Annotated in this window: 13 protein-coding genes; 10 read left to right on the top strand and 3 right to left on the bottom strand. The window is 56.1% G+C overall.

Features of this window, described 5'->3' with window-relative positions; translation table 11 throughout:
* The first annotated feature begins 10 nt into the window (after positions 1–10).
* The 4 genes from CLV58_RS04710 (at position 11) to CLV58_RS04695 (ending at position 7,048) form a co-directional block, all read left to right on the top strand.
* Positions 11–1,204, top strand: a complete 1,194-nt coding sequence (locus tag CLV58_RS04710) for an MFS transporter (RefSeq protein WP_106136620.1) — start codon at positions 11–13, stop codon at positions 1,202–1,204.
* Positions 1,205–1,331: 127 nt separating this feature from the next.
* Positions 1,332–2,597 carry a TolC family protein gene (locus CLV58_RS04705; RefSeq protein WP_106136619.1) on the top strand — a complete coding sequence of 422 codons (1,266 nt, stop codon included), beginning with the start codon at positions 1,332–1,334 and terminating at the stop codon, positions 2,595–2,597.
* Between the two features lie 127 nt (positions 2,598–2,724).
* A complete protein-coding gene (locus CLV58_RS04700) occupies positions 2,725–3,813 on the top strand; it encodes an efflux RND transporter periplasmic adaptor subunit (protein WP_106136618.1) in 1,089 nt (362 codons plus the stop codon).
* 109 nt (positions 3,814–3,922) lie between these two features.
* Entirely contained in the window at positions 3,923–7,048 is a 3,126-nt protein-coding gene (locus CLV58_RS04695; RefSeq protein WP_106136617.1) for an efflux RND transporter permease subunit, read from the top strand.
* Between the two features lie 139 nt (positions 7,049–7,187).
* Here the strand turns inward: CLV58_RS04695 and CLV58_RS04690 are convergent, their stop codons facing one another.
* Both CLV58_RS04690 and CLV58_RS28730 read right to left on the bottom strand, forming a co-directional pair.
* Positions 7,188–7,637, bottom strand: a complete 450-nt coding sequence (locus tag CLV58_RS04690; RefSeq protein ID WP_106136616.1) for a response regulator — start codon at positions 7,635–7,637, stop codon at positions 7,188–7,190.
* A gap of 50 nt (positions 7,638–7,687) precedes the next feature.
* Positions 7,688–9,760, bottom strand: a complete 2,073-nt coding sequence (locus tag CLV58_RS28730; RefSeq protein ID WP_245882209.1) for a GAF domain-containing sensor histidine kinase — start codon at positions 9,758–9,760, stop codon at positions 7,688–7,690.
* Positions 9,761–10,104: 344 nt separating this feature from the next.
* Here CLV58_RS28730 and CLV58_RS04670 point away from each other — a divergent pair, with 344 nt between their 5' ends.
* Together CLV58_RS04670 and CLV58_RS04665 are read left to right on the top strand one after the other, a co-directional pair.
* Entirely contained in the window at positions 10,105–11,076 is a 972-nt protein-coding gene (locus CLV58_RS04670; protein ID WP_106136615.1) for a methylenetetrahydrofolate reductase, read from the top strand.
* A 105-nt stretch (positions 11,077–11,181) separates the two neighbouring features.
* A complete protein-coding gene (locus CLV58_RS04665) occupies positions 11,182–11,988 on the top strand; it encodes a hypothetical protein (protein ID WP_106136614.1) in 807 nt (268 codons plus the stop codon).
* A gap of 493 nt (positions 11,989–12,481) precedes the next feature.
* On the opposite strand, the gene CLV58_RS04660 is transcribed toward CLV58_RS04665, so the two are convergent.
* A complete protein-coding gene (locus CLV58_RS04660) occupies positions 12,482–12,796 on the bottom strand; it encodes a hypothetical protein (protein WP_106136613.1) in 315 nt (104 codons plus the stop codon).
* Between the two features lie 137 nt (positions 12,797–12,933).
* Here CLV58_RS04660 and CLV58_RS04655 point away from each other — a divergent pair, with 137 nt between their 5' ends.
* From CLV58_RS04655 to CLV58_RS04640, 4 genes are all read left to right on the top strand, one after another.
* Complete coding sequence (locus CLV58_RS04655) at positions 12,934–15,024, top strand: beta-L-arabinofuranosidase domain-containing protein (RefSeq protein WP_106136612.1); 2,091 nt, start codon at positions 12,934–12,936, stop codon at positions 15,022–15,024.
* A 162-nt stretch (positions 15,025–15,186) separates the two neighbouring features.
* Positions 15,187–16,194, top strand: a complete 1,008-nt coding sequence (locus tag CLV58_RS04650; protein ID WP_106136611.1) for a sugar phosphate isomerase/epimerase family protein — start codon at positions 15,187–15,189, stop codon at positions 16,192–16,194.
* Positions 16,195–16,443: 249 nt separating this feature from the next.
* Positions 16,444–19,296: a PQQ-dependent sugar dehydrogenase gene (locus CLV58_RS04645; protein WP_106136610.1), complete on the top strand. Its 2,853-nt coding sequence runs from the start codon at positions 16,444–16,446 to the stop codon at positions 19,294–19,296.
* A 258-nt stretch (positions 19,297–19,554) separates the two neighbouring features.
* Entirely contained in the window at positions 19,555–19,941 is a 387-nt protein-coding gene (locus CLV58_RS04640) for a hypothetical protein (RefSeq protein WP_106136734.1), read from the top strand.
* Positions 19,942–20,355 lie beyond the last annotated feature (414 nt).

Here is a 20,355-nt window from a genome sequence, read left to right as displayed (position 1 = left end):
CTACGTCGCCATGACCATCGCCATTCCATCCGATCAGCAAACAAAAGCACGCACCGCAACGCAACTGGTTTTTCTGGTTTGCGGACTGGGGATGGCGAGTTGGGCACCGATGGTTCCGTTCGCGAAAGACCGACTGGGGCTGGACGATGCTGATCTGGGCCTGCTGTTGCTTATGCTGGGGGCGGGGGCAATGGTGATGATGCCCACGTCGGGCTGGCTGGTGAGCCGACTGGGAAGCCGTACGGTCATTGCCGGGGCCGCCCTGCTCATGGCGCTGACGCTACCCTTGTTGATTATACTGTCATCACCGATAGCTATGGCTGTGACGTTGTTTCTGTTCGGCGCGGGCGTCGGCGCGATCGACGTGGCCATGAATGCGCACGGCGTACAGGTGCAGAACCTGTATGGCCGCCCCATCATGTCGTCGCTGCACGGGCTGTTCAGTGTGGGCGGTCTGTTTGGCTCGCTGGGACTGGGCTTTCTGGTCCGGCTGGGACTCAACCCGACCTACGCCATCGGCAGTATTGCCGCGCTGATGGTGCTCATCGTACTGACGCAATACAACAAGCTGTTTGCCGCCGATACTGAACGGCAGATTATGGCCCGTTTTGCAGAGACTACCGACCAGCCGACAGCGGGCCGGACCCGGTTAGGCTGGCTCAAAGGCAGTGTCCTGTTTTTGGGCCTGATGTGCTTCGCCGTTTTCCTGTCGGAAGGCGCTATCCTCGACTGGAGTGCTATCTATCTACGCGATACCAAAGGCATGGACCCAACCCTGGCGGGGGCCGGATACGCGGCTTTTTCGGTCGCCATGGCCATCATGCGGTTGATTGGCGATAAACTGGTGGCCCGGCTGAGTGGCAGGGCGGTTGTCGTTGGTGGTAGCCTGCTGGGAGCGGCCGGTATAGCGATGGCGGTGCTGATTCCGGGTGTATACGGTGCCCTGCTGGGCTTTGTGCTGCTAGGCCTGGGCGTGGCCAATATCGTGCCCATTTTCTTTAGTGCGGCTGGTCGCCTGCCGGGGGTTGCACCGACAATCAGTATCCCTGCCATTACGACGATTGGCTATACCGGTTTGCTGACCGGCCCGGCCCTGCTCGGTTTTATCGCCGAGCAGTTTTCGCTGAGTGTCGCGCTGGGCTTCGTATCGCTGCTACTGGTGCTGGTTGCGCTGAGTTACCAGCTGAACGGACAGGCAAACTGACCGCTGGCACACGCGCCCGGAAACTCTTCTAATAATTTTCTAAGCGATTTCTAAGCGACCTCTAAACTGGTTTTAAGTCTCCTGCAAGGTTGGCGATAGAGCTTTGTAGCTGTATTGTACTCACCGTATGCGGCTACTCATTGCCTTTTTCCTTTGTCTGCTCATGGCCCGGCCGGGGCATGCTCAATTTACGTCGATCCCCGATTCGCTGGCCTTGACGCTGCGACAGGCCGATAGCCTGTTTCTGCGGAACAACCTGCTGTTGCTGGCTGAACGCTTTCGCATCGATGCGAGTCAGGCGCAGGTGCTACAGGCAAGTCTGTACGACAACCCGACCGTCGGCGTCGAGTTAAGCACCTACAATCCGGAAACCCGGCGGGCGCTCGACATCGGTCGGCATGGGCAGAAAATCGTGTCGATCGAGCAGTTGCTGTATACGGCAGGAAAGCGAAACAAACGGATTGCCCTGGCTTCCGAAGCGACCCGATTAACGGAATACGAGTTGCTGGATCTGCTGCGGGGCTTGCGATTCGACCTGCGCAGCCGCTTCTACGCGATTTATTTCCAGCAACAAACACTTAGCCGGTTCGATCAGCAGATCAACACGCTGCAAACGACGGTGTCGGCCTACGAGGTGCAGTATGGGCGGAACAACGTATCGCTGCGGGAATTGCTGCGCCTGAAAGCGCTCCTGTTTGAACTAAACAATCAGCGCACCGCCATCCGCTTCCAACTGGCTGACGATCAGCAGCAACTGCAAACATTACTCTCGATCACAACTCCCGTCCGGCCTGTCGTAACCGACGCGACGCTGACGCGCTATCGGTTGCCGGTTCTGCCCGACGATTCGCTGCGGCAACAGGCCCTGCGTAGTCGACCCGATCTGCGGGCGGCCGAATCGTTGACGCGACAGGCCGAACTGAACCATAACCTGCAACGGGCGCTGGCGGTACCCGACCTACGGGTGGGTGGACTGTACGATCAGGCTGGCAGCTATGTGCAGAATTACGTGGGCGTATCGGTATCGGCCGATCTGCCGGTATTCAACCGAAATCAGGGTGCTATCCGGGCGGCTAAATCGCAGATCGGCTATCAGCGGGAGCTGCACCGGCAACGGGCTATTCAGATTATTAATGAAGTCGATGCGGCCCTGCTGAAAGTGCGCGAAGTCGAACGGCGGATGCAGACGATGGAATCGACTTTCAGCGAGCAGTTTGACCAACTCAACCGGGGTGTGGTTGTCAGTTTTCAGAAAGGGAATCTGAGCCTGATCGAATTTGTCGACCTGATCGAAGCCTACAACAACAGTGTGCAGCAGCTCAACCGGCTCAAAGCCGACCGTGTCAGTGCGTACGAAGAACTGAATTACCTGGTCGGGGAGGAGCTGTTTTAGGGCGGGTGACATACACACAGGATATACATACCCCCAACCCCCTGAAGGGGGCTTTTCTCGCTAGTGAACTAAGCCCTCTTCAGGGGGTTGGGGGTGTGCTAATTATGAGATTGGTTTACGTCTTATCATGAAAAAAAATAGTCAAATTTTTCTGGCATGCCTGGCCCTGCTCACGGCCTGCGCACCGGAACAGAAGGAAGCGCAAACCGACAGTGAGAAAGCGTTCCGGCTGTCGGACACGATGATGCGCCGGATCAAACTGGACTCGGTCGTCAGTCGGCCGGTGCATAGCGAACTGACGCTGGTCGGGAAAGTGACGGCCGACGAAAATCGGGTAATCAAGGTATTCCCGCTGGTCGGGGGCGACGTCGAAGCGGTCGGCGTCGAACTGGGCGACTACGTGCGCAAAGGGCAGTCGCTGGCGACGATCCGGTCGGGCGAAGTGGCCGATCTGGAACGGCAGGGCATACAGGCGCGATCGGACCTGTTGCTGGCCGAAAAAAACCTGCGGGTCGCACAGGACCTGTTCGAGACCAAGCTGAACTCGCAGCGTGAAGTCGTCGCGGCTCAGAAAGAAGTCGAGAAAGCGCAGGCCGAGGTAGACCGGGTAGCGGCTGTGTCGCGCATTTACGGCATCGGCAAAGGGTCGATGTACACGGTGAAGGCACCCATCGACGGCTACGTGATCGAGAAGAATGTGAACCGGGGCACACAGCTCCGTTCCGACAACGCCGACAACCTGTTCACCATCGGGCAGATCAGCGATGTCTGGGTATTGGCCAACGTCAACGAAAGCGACATCGGGCGCGTGCGTACCGGCATGGACGCGAGCATCCAAACGCTCAGCTACCCGAATGAACGCTTCCGGGGCAAGGTCGACAAGATCTATTCCGTCCTTGACCCCAACACCAAAGCCATGACCGTACGGATTCGGCTGCCGAACCCCGGTAGCAAGCTCAAGCCGGAGATGCACGCGACCGTAACGCTGCGCTACGAAGACGGTGGACGACTGGCAACTGTGCCGGCGCAGTCGGTCATTTTCGAACGGTCGAAGCAGTACGTCATGGTCTTTCGAGACCGGGCTAACATCGAAACGCGCGAAGTAAACGTCCTGAAATCGCTGGGCGACGTCGCGTACATACAACAGGGTGTGCAGCCGGGTGAACGGATCATTTCCCGCGATCAGCTGCTGGTTTTCAACGCACTAAATAAATGACTGAGTGATAGAATGATTGAATGATAGAATAGGCGAAATCGCTCCGCCCGGTGCAATCGCTCATTCATTCAATCATTCTATCACTCAGTCATTCAATCTTTCGCAATCCATGTCTAAATTCATTCGTTCGATCGTCGGCTTTTCGCTGAAGAACCGCTTCTTCGTCTTCTTCATGACGGGGGCGCTGGTCATTGCCGGCGTGGTCAGCTACCTGCGTACCCCGCTCGAAGCGTTTCCCGACGTGACCAACACGCAGATCGTGGTCGTGACCCAGTGGCATGGCCGGTCGGCGGAAGAAGTGGAGCGGTTCGTGACGGTGCCCATCGAGGTGGCCATGAACTCGGTGCAGCGCAAAAGCAACGTCCGCTCGACAACCATGTTCGGACTGTCGGTGATGAAGATTATTTTCGACGATGGTGTCGAGGATTTCTTTGCGCGGCAGCAGGTCAATAACCTCCTGCAAAACGTATCGCTGCCCGACGGCGTCGACCCCGAAATTCAGCCGCCCTATGGCCCGACCGGGGAGATTTTCCGCTACACGCTCGAAAGCAAAAACCGGGACAGCCGCGAACTGCTGACGCTGCAAAACTGGGTAATCGACCGGCAACTGCGCAGCGTACCCGGCGTCGCCGACATTGTCGCCTTTGGGGGGCGCGACAAAATCTACGAACTCCGCGTCAACCCGACCCAGCTTGCCAAATACGACATCACCCCGCTGGAAGTCTACCAGGCCGTGACCCGTAGCAACGTCAACGTCGGGGGCGACGTGATCGAGCGGAACGGGCAGGCGTATGTAGTACGCGGTATCGGCCTGCTGACGTCGATTCCCGACATCGAAAACATCCTGATCGAAGAAGCGGGTGGTAACCCGGTGTTGGTCAAACACGTCGCCGAAGTAATCGAATCGGAACTGCCACGCGTGGGACAGGTCGGACTCGATGCGCAGGACGACGTTGTCGAAGGAATCGTGGTGATGCGCAAGGGCGAAAATCCGTCGGAAGTGCTGGGACGGGTAAAAGCCAAGATCGAGGAATTGAACACGAGCGTGCTGCCGTCGGACGTAAAAATGGCCACGTTCTACGACCGCGATAACCTGATCGAATACTGTACCCGCACGGTGCTGCACAACCTCACCGAAGGAATCGTGCTCGTCACGGTGATCGTGTTTTTGTTCATGGCCGACTGGCGCACGACCATCATCGTGTCGATCATTATCCCGCTGGCGCTGCTGTTTGCCTTTATGTGTCTGCGGTTGCGCGGTATGTCGGCCAACCTGCTGAGCATGGGCGCGGTCGATTTCGGCATTATCATCGACGGCGCAGTCGTCATGGTCGAGGGGATATTCGTCGCCCTCGATCACAAGGCCCACAAGGTCGGGATGGCGCGCTTCAACCAACTTGCCAAGCTGGGCCTGATTCGCAAAACGGGGGGGGAGATGGGTAAGGCCGTGTTCTTCTCCAAACTCATCATCATCACGGCGCTGCTGCCTATTTTCTCCTTTGAGAAAGTAGAAGGTAAGATGTTTTCGCCCCTGGCCTGGACCCTTGGGTTTGCCCTGCTCGGTGCCCTTCTCTACACGCTGACGCTGGTACCGGTACTCTGCTCGATCCTGCTCAGAAAGAACGTCCGCGAGAAAAATAACCCGCTCGTCCGCTTCTTCGACTGGCTTGTCATGCGCGGCTTCGGCTGGTGTTTCCGGCATAAGCGTACAAGTCTGGTTGCCGCGCTGGGCTTCATGGGCGCTACGTTTTTCTCGGCGTCGCTGCTCGGCACGGAGTTTTTGCCCCAACTGAACGAAGGCGCGTTGTGGGTAACGGCTGAACTGCCGATGAGCATGTCGCTGCCCGAAAGCGTGAAGATGACCAGAACGATTCGGGACGACCTGCAAAAATTCCCCGAAGTGCGGCAGGTGCTCTCGCAGGTAGGCCGCTCCAACGACGGTACCGACCCGAACGGTTTCTACTTCTGCCAGTTTCAGGTCGATCTGAAGCCGAAGGAGGAGTGGTCGAGAACGATCACCACCGAACAGTTGACCGATGAGATGGACGCCAAACTGAAAAATTACGCGGGCGTCCTCTACAACTATTCGCAACCGATTGTCGACAATGTGGCTGAGGCCGTGGCGGGCTATAAAGCCAGTAACGGGATCAAAATCTTCGGCCCCGATGTCTACGAACTGGAAAAATACGCAGCGCAGGCCATGGCCGCGATCGAAAATGTACCCGGCATCAAAGACCTCGGGATCATTCGCAACGTGGGGCAACCCGAAATCAGCGTGCTGCTCCACGACCGGCAGATGGCGCTCTACGGCGTGTCGACGGCCGACGCGCAGGCCGTAATCGAAATGGCAATTGGCGGTAAAACGGCGTCGGTGCTGTACGAGGGCGAACGTAAATTTGACATCCGGGTGCGGTTCCTGCCCGAGTACCGGCAAAGCGAAGCCGACATCATGCGGCTTATGGTGCCGACGATGACCGGGGGGAAGATTCCGTTGAAAGAGATTGCGACGATCCGGCAGGTGACGGGGCCGGCCTTCATCTACCGCGACCTCAACAAACGCTTCATCGGGGTGAAGTTTTCTGTGCGCGGTCGGGATTTGGGCAGCACCATTGCCGAAGCCCAGCAGCGCGTCCGTGAGAAGCTACAGCCCGCCCGTGAGTACTCCGTCGACTGGGTTGGGGAGTTCGAGAATCAGGTACGGGCGACCGACCGGCTGAGTCAGGTGGTGCCCATCAGTATCGGTGCCATTTTCGTGATTCTGTTCATCCTGTTCGGCAACGCCAAAGACGCCGGGCTGGTGCTGCTCAACGTGCCCTTCGCGCTGATCGGCGGTATACTGGCGCTGCACGTGACGGGCATGAATTTCGGTATCTCGGCGGGTGTCGGCTTTATCGCCCTGTTCGGTATCTGTGTGCAGAACGGCGTGATCCTGATTACGGTCTTCAACAACAACCGCAAAGAACGGATGCCCCTCGACCAGGCTATTCGCGAAGGGGTACAGTCCCGCGTTCGCCCCGTCGTCATGACGGCGCTGATGGCCGCGATCGGTCTGCTCCCGGCCGCTGTCTCGACGGGGATCGGTTCCGAAACGCAGAAACCCCTGGCAATCGTCGTGATCGGCGGACTCATCACGGCCACCGTACTGACGCTGCTCGTGTTCCCGATTATCTACCGGCTGTTCTACCGGAAGGACACGAAAACGATTCACTCGGAACCCGCCGTTGCGCTGTCGTAATGAACTGTAAATGAACAGCCTGTTCCCGGTAGCAGGGATGTTGGCAATAGGTTGTTAAGTGCTGGCTGGCCACACCCCCTTCAGGGAGCGGGGGGTGAGCAGACTATAACTTAACACCCTATTGCCGGAAACAAACGATCTACTGAAAACTGCGCGGGTGCAGGCAATGCTTCCAGTAGGTCACGATCAGGCTAAGCTCAGCCTGGAGATCGGCGAAGCTTTTTCCTTTCAGGTGATACCCCTGTATGGTACCCTGGTAGGCCTGTTCAACGAGTTCTTTATTGGCCCAGGTCGAGAAATAAACAAATGGAATGGCCTTCATCCGCAGTACCGGGTCCGCGTCGATCCGGTCGCGTAACGCAAAACCGCTCATGCCCGGCATGATTACGTCGCACAGGATCACCAGCGGTACCTCGTCGGTTGTTTGTAAATAGAGGAGCGCCTGCTGACCGTCGGCGAAGTAGCGGACCGGATTGTGAATCGACGAAGCCTTGAGCGCTTCTGCAACCAGGCATTGATCGTCAACGTCGTTCTCGATGTGAATGATCGGCATTAGATCAAACGGAATAAGCTTGGGCGAATCAACCATTGATTGATGTAGGAAAAAGGGATTGTTGAATCAGGAGCGACACGGTCCTATCAAGCTGGCAAATACACGCTGAACGTAGCGCCGTGCCCCGGCTGACTGTGGGCGCTGAGTCCCCCGCCGTGGTTTTCGATGACCCGCCGACAGATCGCTAGCCCTACGCCCGTACCCGGATAATTTTTCCGGTTGTTCAGTCGCTGAAATACCTGAAAAATGCGGTCCAGGTATTTTGGATCGAAGCCAATACCGTTGTCGGTCACGTCGATTTGATGGTAGAACGGAACGATGGCGGTTGGCCGAACGTCTTCGGGCAGTTCATTGACGGAACGGTGGGCATACGACACCTGCACATAGGGTTTCTGGTCGGGTTCGACAAACTTGATGGCGTTGGTCAGCAGGTTCTGAAACAACTGCGCTAGTTGGGCTTCGTCGCCGTTGACCGTGGGCAGGTCTGCGAGGGTAAGCTGCGTTCCGGTCTGCTGAATCGTCCAGTCGAGGGTTAATAATACGTCCGCCACAACTGCGTTCAGTGAAACCGGCCCGAAGACCTGTTGATGGGTGGCGATACGGGAATAGGCCAGCAGATCGCGTATCAGCGCCGACATCCGGGCCGCTGCATTCATGATGCGCTGGAGATGATCGTTGGCCGACTGGTCCAGTTGATTGGCATACTGCGTCGTTAGCAAATCGCTGAACGCCTGAATTTTACGTAAAGGCTCCTGTAGGTCGTGGCTGGCCACGTACGCGAACTGTTGGAGGTTGTCGTTGGAACGCTGCAAGTCCAGATTTGCCCGCTGTAAGTCTTCAGTGCGCTCCCGTACCTTGGTTTCCAGGGCGAGCTGGGCCGCGTGGAGCTGGGTAATGTCCTGACTGAAGCCGTAGAGCGACACCGCTTTACCGGCAGCATCGAACTGCATCTGCCCCTTCGAGTGGAGCAGGTAGACCTGGCCGGTCTGTTGATTGCGCAGCTGATACTGCACGTCCAGCCCACCCCCCAGTCCGGCGATATGGGCTTTGGCGAAAGCCGCCTGGAATGTGGGAACGTCGGCGGGTTCGATGGCCGCGACGGCGCTTGCCAGTGTCAGCGGCTCCGGGCTGCCTACCCAGTCCTGCACCAATTGGGAAAACTCAGCCGTCTGGTTGACCACGTCGACTTTCCAGATGCCCAGTTGCGCTAGGGCCACCGCGCTTTCCAGCGCCCGTTGCGTTTCCTGGAGCTGCGAACGCAGGATCACCTCGTCGGTCACGTCCGTAGCTACTTCCAGAATGGCGTACACCTCATCCTGCGCGTTCCGGATTGGCTGGTATGTAAAGTCGAAGTAGGACGTTTTTAGCTGCCCATCGACGAGCAGATCAGCGGGCGTCGCCCGGGCTGAGTAGGGCACGCCCGTGGTGTATACCTGGTCCAGAATGTCTAGGAAAGGTTGCCCCTGCAATTCAGGAACCGCTTCTTGAAGCGGCTTGCCCATTACCGAGCGCCCCCGTCCCCAAAAGCCCACCATCCGATCATTTGCAATGTTGATGCGCAAGTCCCGACCCACGAACAGGCACATGGCCATGGGCGACTGTTCGATCAGTAGCCGATACTGCGCTTCACTGGCTGCCAGCTGCCGCTGCGCTGCGATGGCCTGGAGGGTCTTCCGGCGGTAGGACAGTAAGATAACCACCTGCTTGGCCAGGATCTTCAGCGCGCTCAGTTGCCCTTCGTCGAGCTGACGCACCTGCGAATCGATCACGCACAGCGAACCGAGCGTTTGCCCGTCTTCGTCAACGAGGGGTTCACCCGCGTAGAAAACGATGTTCGGCGCGTCGGTCACCAGCGGATTGTCCTGAAAACGCGCATCCTGCCGGGCATCTTCGACAATCAGCGGGCTGTTCAGTGCCTGTAGATTATGGGCACAGAACGACTGCTCCCTGGGCGTTTGCCGAAAGGAGAGACCCCGGTTGGATTTGAACCACTGCCGGGATTGATCGACCAGACTAATCAGGGCTACCGGCGTACCGCAGATCTGCGACGCCAGCAAGGTAATGTCTTCGTAGTCTTTCTCGGGTAAGGAATCTAGAATGTCGTAGCTATTCAGCGCTGCCAGGCGCTTGATCTCCTCGTCCGACGAACGTGTGTCCATCCAGGGTACGGGTTACAGTTTTGCTGGTAAAAATACGCTAAAGTCGATGGACTCACTAACCGGGCTGTCAATACTGTACGTACTACATTAATCACCCCGTTAGTGCTGTACGGGCTGAAGGGTTGTAAAATACCCGAACCTGTCAGGTGTATCCCTGGGAGCAGAGGGTCACGGTGATTGCCCTGACGGGGATGGGCAGGAAGAAGACCGGACGAAAAATCTCCGTGGTCAGGATGCCTGTCCGGTTCAGGTTATGACTAGTTTTACCGCTTCAGTATAGAAAGCGTCCTGGCTGCTTCCGGTTTTGGGTAGTCGCCCGCCATGTATAATTCAATCACCTGACAATGTTTCTGGAGAAAATTAAATCCGCACAATCCGGTATACTCTTGTACGGCATTACTCCGCCGAAAGCCAGCACCCAACCGGAACGGGTAGCCGAGATTGCTCAAAATACCCTGGAGCGGCTGACTAGCCTTGATATCGATGCGCTCGTGGTCTATGACGTGCAGGATGAATCGGCCCGCACTACCGAGGAAAGGCCCTTTCCTTTTTTGCCAGCCCTCGATCCGTTTGTGTTTGCCTCCGGCTACCTGACTGCGTTGGCGATTCCCAAGCTGATTTATCGTCCTGCCGGTAAATTTCCCCCCGAAGAGCTATCCGATTGGCTGGACCAACTCCATCAGCACCGTTTTTATCCCGTTTTTGTGGGCGTCCCAGCCCCTGACTATCCAGTGAAAACGACGCTTGCCCAGGCTTACCAGCTCTGGAGTCGCCACCAGGAAACATCGGTCGTTGGCGCGGTAACCATCCCGGAACGACACAACGTGCTGAACGACGAGGATAGCCGCATACTGGATAAGATGAACTGTGGCGTATCGTACTTCATCTCCCAGTGTGTCTTTAACATCGACTACGCCCGGCAGGTGATCGACGACCTGGCGCTCCGTTGCGACAAACAGCAAACGGCCCCGCCGACAATTATTTTCACGCTTACTGCCTGCGGCTCGGAAAAGACGCTTCATTTCATGGAATGGCTGGGCATTCATGTGCCGGAAGCCTTGAAAGAAGAGCTTAAAACGTCGGCAGATATGCTGGAAAAATCGGTGCAGTTGTGTCTCGATATAGCGTCGAACCTGACGACCTTCTGTATGGAGCGTGCGATCCCGTTCGGCTTCAATATCGAAAGCGTGGCGATTCGCAAAGCGGAGATCGAAGCCTCCATCTATATAACCACGAAAGTAGGGGAGATGCTGCGGGAAAAAGGCGTCCGGACGTCGGCCAAAGATTATAGTGTGCCGGTTGAGGGTCAGGGCTGAAGATGCTTCAGATGTACAGATTGATCTAATTCCCGACAGGAACCGCACGGTAGTCGCTGAACCATATACTCATACGGCTACAAACTTGTAAATGAAAAATGAATTATGAAAACGATAATTTTTGCATTGCAATGTTTGCTGATGCCGTTTACTGCCTTTTCTCAACATTGGACGGTTGCTAACATTCACGATCAAATTCGGAAAATTTATGAGATTAAAGCAATAACCAACAATTTCAAATTGCCTGCGATAAATACACTAGCTAGTAATAGCCCACTCCATGACTTAACTAAATATAATCAGCCGTATCTGGATTATATTCTCAATGAGGGTATTAGTACAAAAATAAGCGATACGCTGTTTGCTGGAATGAGTGTTGACGATGCGAATGCGCGTTACCATGAAATCCTGATGAATGACGCAAATTTTATCAGGAACTTTACTGATGCTGTCGCTTTTTATCTCGTTTCTAAAGGAATACGTGTCGATGGGTGGAATAGAACTAAAACCAACATCAACAGATCAGTTTATCATGTTATGTGTGCCCAATTCTTTAACAGAGTTTATGTTAACAGGCAGGCTATCAATTGGGAGTTAAATACAAAAAGCAGTGCGCTGTATGAAACGATTGACAATAAAGAAGATACGTTGCTGTTAGCCTTCTGTAGGCAAGCCGCACTGTATTGGGTTTCGAAGAGAAAATGGAATGATAAACAATATTCGTCAAGCTTCATAACAAAAATGGAAATTTTGAATGAAAGCGTAGATGTTACAAATGCCGATAAAGATCGCAAGCGAAAATTAGTTAGTTCTATGCGGGATTTAATAATTTCATACGACCAATTTAGAGAAGCAATGAATAGCGAATATGCGGATAATGAGGCTTGGTTAAGCTTTAAGATTGTTGATTAGAATAACTAACTGTTGATACGATACCTGTTTGGCTTTGTGGGTAATGGTCTGCCATATGAAAAAGATGGTAAGTACCATCAAGTCCGCAACGGTTTCGCTGTAGATTTTTAGGAATATTTAAGCAAGGCATCCGACTGGAAAGTTCGAAAGGTTTTGTTCTGTTGGTAATAAGCCAATCGATAACACACGTCAGGCAGGGTAGCTCCACGGAAGTTGGCCTTTTTTCGAATCAGTCTCGCCATCTCAGCAACGAGTTCGTTAGCTGAACGTACGTCTAACGAATCGGCTGATCTGTTCTGTGCCGAAGCACTTGGTGTTGGACAAGCGGCCACTACCAATCCCAAAAGTAAGTAGCTAGTAACGCGTCGTGTTCGCATACAGGCGGGGTATTTGAATGATTAAAAAGGCTTATCAAAAGCTACAATAAGCAACAAAACGGGCGACCAGTCAAGGTCGCCCGTTTTTGCTATAGCGTAGACACCGCCGATACTAGTTAGTACCCCTCGTCGGTGACGAGATAGTACGTTGTGTGCGTCGCTGCATCATTTTGCGTCGTGGTCAACGTCAGCCATTCGATGTGGGTGTGTTCGTCGAACATACCCAACTGCGTGTCGGTCAGGGACTGACCATTGCCGGCAAGCTGTTCTTTGGCGAATGTGATTGCTTCTTCGCGCGAGTCGAAGCTGCCCAGCAACTGATCGGGCGACAGGCTGGGTTCCTGTTCAGGGAGTTCGCCGACGGCGTTGGAAACGGGCGATTCGGTCGGCTGGGGCGCTGCCGCCGGGGCTGCATATAATTCAACAAGCATTCGTTTGCAGGGGTTGATCGAACGGTATAACTACCGAATCGCCCGTTTTGATACGAAAAAGGCTGGGGTTGCTAGTACGTCGACAGCAGTAGAGAACGGTCAGTCAGGTCTCTTTACCGGAGTCGACGTTACTTGCTATGCGTACTACTTCTGCCTTGTTTCTGGCCCTGACAACCTTGCTTACAGTCGGTGCTGTTGTTGGCCAACCGACCAGTCCTGTGGCCAGCCGCGCCCCACTGGCACCCGCTCGCTATCTGGAGGTACCGCTCGGACGCATCCGGCCTGAAGGCTGGCTGCGCGATCAGCTTGCCATCATGCGCGACGGGACAACCGGTCACCTGGACGAGTTCTACCCGAAGCTGAAAAACGACAATGGCTGGCTGGGTGGTAAAGGCGACAACTGGGAAGAAACGCCCTACTGGCTCGACGGTGCGCTGCCACTGGCGTATCTGCTCGACGACAAAGCATTGATCGCCAAGGTGAAACAATACGTCGACTGGTCGCTCGATCGGCAGCGGCCGTCGGGTTATTTCGGACCGCTGTCGAAATATGAGCGCGAATCGGGTAAGCCCGTGGTGGCGGGTTTGCAGGGTGAGGACTGGTGGCCGCGCATGGTCATGCTCAAGGTGTTGCAGCAGTATTACCAGGCTACGGGCGACAAGCGGGTAGTGCCCTTCATGACCCGCTATTTCCGCTACCAGCTGGCGAACCTGACGAAGGCGCCACTTGGACAATTCAGCGAATGGTCGACGGCACGCGGGGGTGACAACCTGATGACCGTCTACTGGCTTTACAATCAGACTGGCGACAAATTTCTGCTCGAACTGGCCCGGCTCATCAACCAGCAGACGACACCCTGGACCCAGCACTTCGCGGGCCGTAACTGGGTGATGGAAGCGGCTGCGCAGCAAAACGGGGAGCACTGGATGGATCGCCACGCCGTCAACGTGGGGATGGGGCTGAAACTGCCCGTCGTGCAGGGGCAGTGCGACCCGAAGGCGTTGGTCGCGTTCAAAACCGGCTGGACGGATTTGATGACGCTGCATGGGCTGCCCCACGGTATGTTTTCGGGCGACGAAGACCTGCACGGTAACGAACCGACGCAGGGTGTGGAGCTGTGCGCGATTGTAGAAACAATGTTTTCGCTCGAACAGGCTATTGCCGTCACTGGTGATCCGCTGTACATGGATGCCCTGGAGCGAATCACGTACAATGCGCTGCCTACGCAGACCACCGACGATTACAACAGCCGTCAGTATTTTCAGATTGCCAACCAGGTGCAGGTGTCGCGTGGTACGTTCGACTTTTCGCTGCCCTTCGGCCGGGGGATGAACAACGTATTTGGGCCGTACGCGGGCTACACCTGCTGCACGGCCAATATGCACCAGGGCTGGACCAAATTCGCGTCTCACCTCTGGTATGCGATTGGGGCTACAAAAAGCCAATCCAGTCGGGGACCATCCAGTCGGGAACCATCCAGTCCGGGACCATCCAGTCTGGGACTCGCGGCTCTGGAGTACGCGCCCAATACCATAACGATGCCGGTGGCGGGTGGCGCTGTTGCGACAATTCAGGAAATGACGAACTATCCGTTCTCCGATCAGATCGACTTTGCCATTTCACTCACCAAGCCGGCTACGTTTCCGTTCGACCTGCGCATTCCCGGCTGGTGCCGCGAAGCGACCGTGCTGCTCAACGGACAGAAACTTCGCAGCGACAAAGGCGGACAGGTAATCCGGCTGCTGCGTACCTGGAAATCCGGCGACAGGCTGACGCTGAAACTGCCCATGACCGTGACGACGACCAACTGGGCGCGCAACTCGCGGGCGATCGAACGGGGGCCGCTGGTGTACGCGCTGAACGTAAAGGCCAACGTCAATAAGGAGACGGAAAAGACGGAGGGAATCTATTACGAATACAAGCCGGCAAGCGCGTGGAATTACGGCCTGCCGCAGGCAGTGGTCAAAACGCCGGTGCAGCAAACGACGGTAATCGAGAAAACGATGCCGGGGCGGTTCATCTGGAACGAGACTAACGCGCCCATTGAAATTCGCACGACCGGTCGGGCCATACCCAGCTGGCAAATTGTGGAAGGCGTGGCCCGGCAGCCGGTTTCGACCCGCGAAGGGATCTACCAGGGGGACGTCAGCCCGAAAGTCGACAGCCTGATGCTGATTCCGTATGGCTGTACCAAGTTACGCGTCGTTGCCTTTCCGGTGGTGAAGTAACTGGTCGACTCAGGGAGGGATTCGGTCGGTAAAAACGGGTGAACGGTCGGGTTTAATCCGATATATTCAGTAAAAAGGACAATTTTGGTGCCGTGCTTTTCGCTTCACCGCACCCGATCGAATCGTTTTGCTGAAAACCGTAAACCGTTTACCCAACCCCGCATGACCACGCGCAGAGACTTTCTACGTACTTCCGGCACCCTCGCCCTCGGCGGGCTGATGCTGCCCCGCCTGACCGAAGCCACCGATTGGTTAAGTGCCCCACAGGCCGCGCGTCCGGTGGGTATCCAGCTGTTTACCCTCTTCGGACCCATGAACGACGATCCGAAAGGGACGCTCGAACAGGTCGCCAAAGTAGGGTACAAGGAAATCGAGTCGGCGTTCAGCCTGCGCGGGGGCTACTACGGCTACTCCGCGAAAGAGTTCAAGGCACTGGTCGAAAGCCTGGGCATGCACTGGCGGGCACACCACGCGATGGGCGCGCCGTTTCGTCCCCGACCGGATGGTCCCAGACCTCAGGCGGCACAACCGTCGGCCGGTGCGCCAGCTTCCGGTGCAGCGACACCCGGAGCAGCGGCTCCAGCTCGTCCGCGCATGGACTTCTCGAAGATGCCGCCCATGCTCAGCCTGCGCGACAACTACCAGCAACTGGTCGATCAGGCGGCTGAGGGCGGACTGACCTACCTGGTTTGCGCCAGTACACCCGTTGGCACCAAGGAAGAGATCGACAAGTCGATCGAGGTATTCCGGAAGACAGGGGAAGCCTGTAAGAAAGCCGGGATTCAGTTTGCCTACCACAACCACGCGACCGAGTTCGACCCCGTTGCTGATGCGGGCGGCAAGACACCCTACGAACTGATTCTGTCGCAGACCGACAAGGTACTGGTGAAGATGGAGCTGGACCTGGCCTGGGCGACCAAAGCCGGTAAAGACCCCGTCGCGCTGTTCAAAGAGCACCCCGGTCGGTTCCCGCTTTTCCACGTCAAAGACATCAAAGCCGACCGGCAGACGATTACCGAAGTGGGCAATGGCGTCGTTGATTTCAAACGCATTTTTGCTGCGGCCAACATCGCGGGCATGAAGTATTTCTTCGTAGAGCAGGACATGGCCCCCAACGGCATCGCCGACGTCCGCACCAGCTTCGACAACCTCAAGAAGATTCAGGCATAAGATCGGTTTTCGGTATCCAGTTTACAGTGGCTATCGTAGTGCGGTCCCTACTGCACCAAGGTCTGCGTCCTCACCAATGTCTGTGAAGACACAGACATTACGCCCGACAGGCCGTCTATAGCTGACGCATATGAGGTCTGTGAAGACACAGGCCTAGCGCTAGTCTATCGCACGGTGGCCATCGTGGTGCAGTCCGTCATACGCAGGCCACCGTAAACCGAATACTGAAAACCGTAAACGGAAAACTTTATGAAACATACCCTACTCCACCCCCTCGGTCTGGCCTTAGTGGTTGGTCTGGCGTCGTTTGTGGCGCAGGATGGACCGGCAAATCAGAAGCCCGACGATAGCCGGTTTACACCCGTGACGGTGGCCGAAGACCTTGACGAACCGATGACGTTTGAGGTGTTGCCCGATGGGTCGGCCTTTATCATCGAACGAAAAGGCGCGCTCAAGAAATACGATGCCGCCACTAAAACCGTCGACCTGATCGCCACGATCCCGGTCAACACGAAATACACCTCAGCGGAGGGAAAAGTTAGTGAAGCAGAAGAAGGGCTGATGGGCATGACGCTCGATCCGAACTTCGCCAAAAATCAGTTTATCTACCTCTACTACGCACATCCGACGGAGAAGAAGCATAGGCTGACGCGCTGGGTGGTGAAGGATAATAAGCTGGTCGACGGGTCGGAGAAAGTAATGCTCGACGTGCCGACACAGCGGGAAGTCTGCTGCCACACGGGCGGGGGGATGACCTGGGATCGGTCGGGGAATCTGTATCTGACCGTAGGCAACAACACGGGAAACCAGCAGGCGGCCCAAACCGACGAGCGGCCCGGCCGCAGTAGTTGGGACGATCAGGGGCACGCGGGTAATACGGCCGACCTGCGCGGTAAAATTCTGCGCATTCACCCTGAAACCGACGGGACCTACACCATTCCCGCCGGGAACCTGTTTCCGAAAGGGACTGACAAAACCCGTCCCGAAATCTATAGCATGGGCCACCGCAATCCCTGGCGTATTTCCGTCGACAGCAAAACGGGCTACGTCTACTGGGGTGAAGTCGGTCCTGACGCGACGACGGATTCGGAGATCGGCCCGCGCGGCTACGATGAGCTGAATCAGGCCCGGAAGCCGGGTAATTTTGGCTGGCCCTGGTTTGTCGGTAACGATCAGGCGTTTCCCGTCTTCGATTACGCGACGAATAAGCCACTGGCGAAAAAAGACCCGAAGCACCTGGTCAATGAGTCGCCTAACAATACGGGATTAAAAGAACTGCCGCCCGTAGCCCCGTCGTTCGTATACTATCCGTATGCTGTCTCGGAGGAGTTTCCGCTGGTCGGTACCGGGGCACGCAGCGCGACGGGTGGGCCGGTTTATCATCAGTCGGACTTTAAAGGTGCGGCCCGCCCGTGGCCAGCGTACTACGAGAATAAATGGCTCGTAACCGACTTCTCGCGGGGCTGGATTATGGCCATCACCATGGATGAGCAGGGGAATTACAAGTCGATGGAGCGGGTAACGCCGAACTACCATCCTGTCGAGCCAATCGATATGAAATTCGGGCCGTCGGGCGATATGTACGTGCTTGAATACGGCAGCAACTGGTTCCGCAAAAGCGACAACGCCCGGCTGATCCGCATCGAATACAATGGCGGCAACCGGCGGCCGGTGGTCATGGCATCGACCAGTAAACCCGGTGGGGCCGTACCGCTGACGCTGAATCTGCTGGCCGACGGCACCAAAGATTACGACGGCGATGCACTGACCTATCAGTGGAAAGTAACGGGTGCTGGTGCGGCTCCCCGTACGTTCACCACCGCCAGCCCGTCGGTGACGTTCGCGAAGCCGGGCGTGTATACGGCTACGTTGACGGTGAAAGATGCGAAAGGGGCCGCCAACAGTCAGTCGGTGAAGATCATCGCCGGCAACGAAGCACCTGCGGTAGCCCTTAACCTGACAAACAACCGCTCGTTCTTCTTCCCCGACCAGCCGATTCACTACGCGGTATCCGTCGATGACAAGGAAGATGGCAGCTTGTCGAACGGCAAGATCACCCCGGCGCGGGTAGCGATGAGCATCGACTACGCGTCGGAAGGGTTCGACTACGCCGAAATCAAGCAGGGGCACCGTAGTGTCGACGCCAGTACGCAATACGCCGTGGCGCAGGCGCTGATCAATCAGAGCGATTGCAAGGTGTGTCACCAGGTCAATACGAAGTCGGTTGGTCCGATGTTCACCGACATCGCGGCCAAGTACAAAGGTGACGAGTCGGCTGCGATGAAGCTGGTGAAAAAGATTCAGGCCGGGGGCGTGGGCGTCTGGGGCGAGGTCGCGATGCCGGGCCACCCGGCCATGTCGACCGCCGACGCCAGCACGATTGTCCGCTACATTCTGCACATCACCGACAAACCGTTTAGTACGTTGCCCGCCAAGGGAACGTACACCGTCAGCCTACCCGAAGGCGACAACGGACGGGGTTCGGTACTGATTCGCGCGGCCTATACCGACCGGGGTGGAAAAGCCGTTCCGATGCAGACGGGTGAAGAGCTGATCGTGCTGCGTAGCCCGGACGTGAAACCGTCGGATGCACCGCTGACCAAAAACGTCGAGATGAAAACCCAGATCATGCGGAAAGATTTTACCGCTGTTCCGTACGACAATGGCTACCTGGGTTTCAAGAAGATCGACCTGACGGGTATCAAACAGGTAAGTCTGGGCGCGCAGGCGCAACGGCGGGAGGGTAGTGCCGGTGGTACGATTGAGCTGCACCTTGACTCGCCAACCGGCCCGATTGTCGCCGAGAAAGTGCTGGAGATCGCTCCCGAAGTCGACATGACGAAGCTGATGGCCGAAATGGAATCAGGTAATAAAGCGACTCCCGGCACAGCTGCCCCCAACTCAACGACCGGCGTATCCACGCAGGCAACAACCAAAGCGGCCCCGCCAGCACCCCGTAACCGGTTTGCGGCTCCGCCCGTCGTATTGCCGGTTAAAGCAACCAATGGGGTGCACGACCTGTATTTTGTCTTCAAAAACGACAAAGCCAAAGCCATGCAGCCGCTGATGTCGGTCAGTAGTATCCGGTTTATGGATAGGTAGGTATTCGGTTTACAGTATTCGGTATTTGGTTTACGGTGGTCTGTCTGGCGGATTGTCGTGCCGCCCGCTGTAGCGATACGGCGGGCGGTTTTGTGGTGAGCGTACTAGTGGCCATCGAACTGCCGACCCACCGAAACCTGTAAACCGAATACCGTGAACTGTAACCCGTAACCCGGACTGGTTCTAAATTCCCTTTTGTCGGAACAAACCACCGGTTTCCGTTGTACTTTCGGCAGGTCGTTCGACCGGTTGAACCTGATGAAAGCTGTTGTTGCCTATTTACTGGTTGGCCTGATCCTGGGAAACAGTCTGATTCCCGGCTTCGGCCTCGATCAGTCGGCCCGGATGGTCGAGCTGATACAGCATTATGGGCACCACCGGATCGAACAACCCAGTCTGGGGTTTCTGGACTTTCTGGGCATGCACTACGGACCTGATTCCGAGCACCAGAAGCATCCCAATCATTGCCATCACAATCTGCCGGTCGCCGGCCATTCGATCGTCGCGTTCGCGCCAACTTTTCTGCGTCTGATCGACGTTCCGCTTTCTTCCTTCATCCGATTGCCGCAGAAAACCTGCTTTGGCTATGCCAACCTGTACTCGTTTCTGGGCGTCTTCTCGCTGATCAACCCGCCCCGACGGTAGGGGGCGGTTTACGGTACTTAGTTTACAGCTTTCGGTATTCAGTTTACGGTGGAGTCCAGGGTCTGTGTCTTCACGGACCTTGGACTAAACTCCCGACACAGCTTCTGAACGTAGTTTTCAGACAATGTCCCGTTGCGTAACCGAGTTGTAAACACTACCGCCCGAGGTCTTCCTCAATAGCGTGGTGAAGACGTAGACCCTGGAGTTCCTCGCGTAACTAAGTCCATAAGCACAGCCGCTCAAGCTACACATGTGGCTTGCTCTTTCTACTGATTTCCCCTCGGTTGCACCGTCTACGTGTGCCATTTCGTGGTGTGATGACTCGTATAGGCAGACCGTATGCTTTTCCGAGTAGCATACTGCTCTATACAGTACCGTAAGCAGCTTCCGTAAGCGGTAAAACGGAAACCAAAT

The sequence above is a fragment of the Spirosoma oryzae genome, from assembly GCF_003002825.1.
Taxonomy (GTDB): domain Bacteria; phylum Bacteroidota; class Bacteroidia; order Cytophagales; family Spirosomataceae; genus Spirosoma; species Spirosoma oryzae.
This window is presented reverse-complemented; position numbering and strand designations above follow the sequence as displayed.

What these genes read in the sequence shown, in the direction of transcription:
- CLV58_RS04645 (WP_106136610.1), top strand. Translation starts at nt 16,444, where the DNA reads ATGAAACATACCCTACTCCACCCCCTCGGTCTGGCCTTAGTGGTTGGT.
- CLV58_RS04665 (WP_106136614.1), top strand. Translation starts at nt 11,182, where the DNA reads ATGAAAACGATAATTTTTGCATTGCAATGTTTGCTGATGCCGTTTACT.
- CLV58_RS04705 (WP_106136619.1), top strand. Translation starts at nt 1,332, where the DNA reads ATGCGGCTACTCATTGCCTTTTTCCTTTGTCTGCTCATGGCCCGGCCG.
- CLV58_RS04695 (WP_106136617.1), top strand. Translation starts at nt 3,923, where the DNA reads ATGTCTAAATTCATTCGTTCGATCGTCGGCTTTTCGCTGAAGAACCGC.
- CLV58_RS04700 (WP_106136618.1), top strand. Translation starts at nt 2,725, where the DNA reads ATGAAAAAAAATAGTCAAATTTTTCTGGCATGCCTGGCCCTGCTCACG.
- CLV58_RS04690 (WP_106136616.1), bottom strand. Translation starts at nt 7,637, where the DNA reads ATGGTTGATTCGCCCAAGCTTATTCCGTTTGATCTAATGCCGATCATT.
- CLV58_RS04670 (WP_106136615.1), top strand. Translation starts at nt 10,105, where the DNA reads ATGTTTCTGGAGAAAATTAAATCCGCACAATCCGGTATACTCTTGTAC.
- CLV58_RS28730 (WP_245882209.1), bottom strand. Translation starts at nt 9,760, where the DNA reads ATGGACACACGTTCGTCGGACGAGGAGATCAAGCGCCTGGCAGCGCTG.
- CLV58_RS04655 (WP_106136612.1), top strand. Translation starts at nt 12,934, where the DNA reads ATGCGTACTACTTCTGCCTTGTTTCTGGCCCTGACAACCTTGCTTACA.
- CLV58_RS04660 (WP_106136613.1), bottom strand. Translation starts at nt 12,796, where the DNA reads ATGCTTGTTGAATTATATGCAGCCCCGGCGGCAGCGCCCCAGCCGACC.
- CLV58_RS04650 (WP_106136611.1), top strand. Translation starts at nt 15,187, where the DNA reads ATGACCACGCGCAGAGACTTTCTACGTACTTCCGGCACCCTCGCCCTC.
- CLV58_RS04640 (WP_106136734.1), top strand. Translation starts at nt 19,555, where the DNA reads ATGAAAGCTGTTGTTGCCTATTTACTGGTTGGCCTGATCCTGGGAAAC.
- CLV58_RS04710 (WP_106136620.1), top strand. Translation starts at nt 11, where the DNA reads ATGACCATCGCCATTCCATCCGATCAGCAAACAAAAGCACGCACCGCA.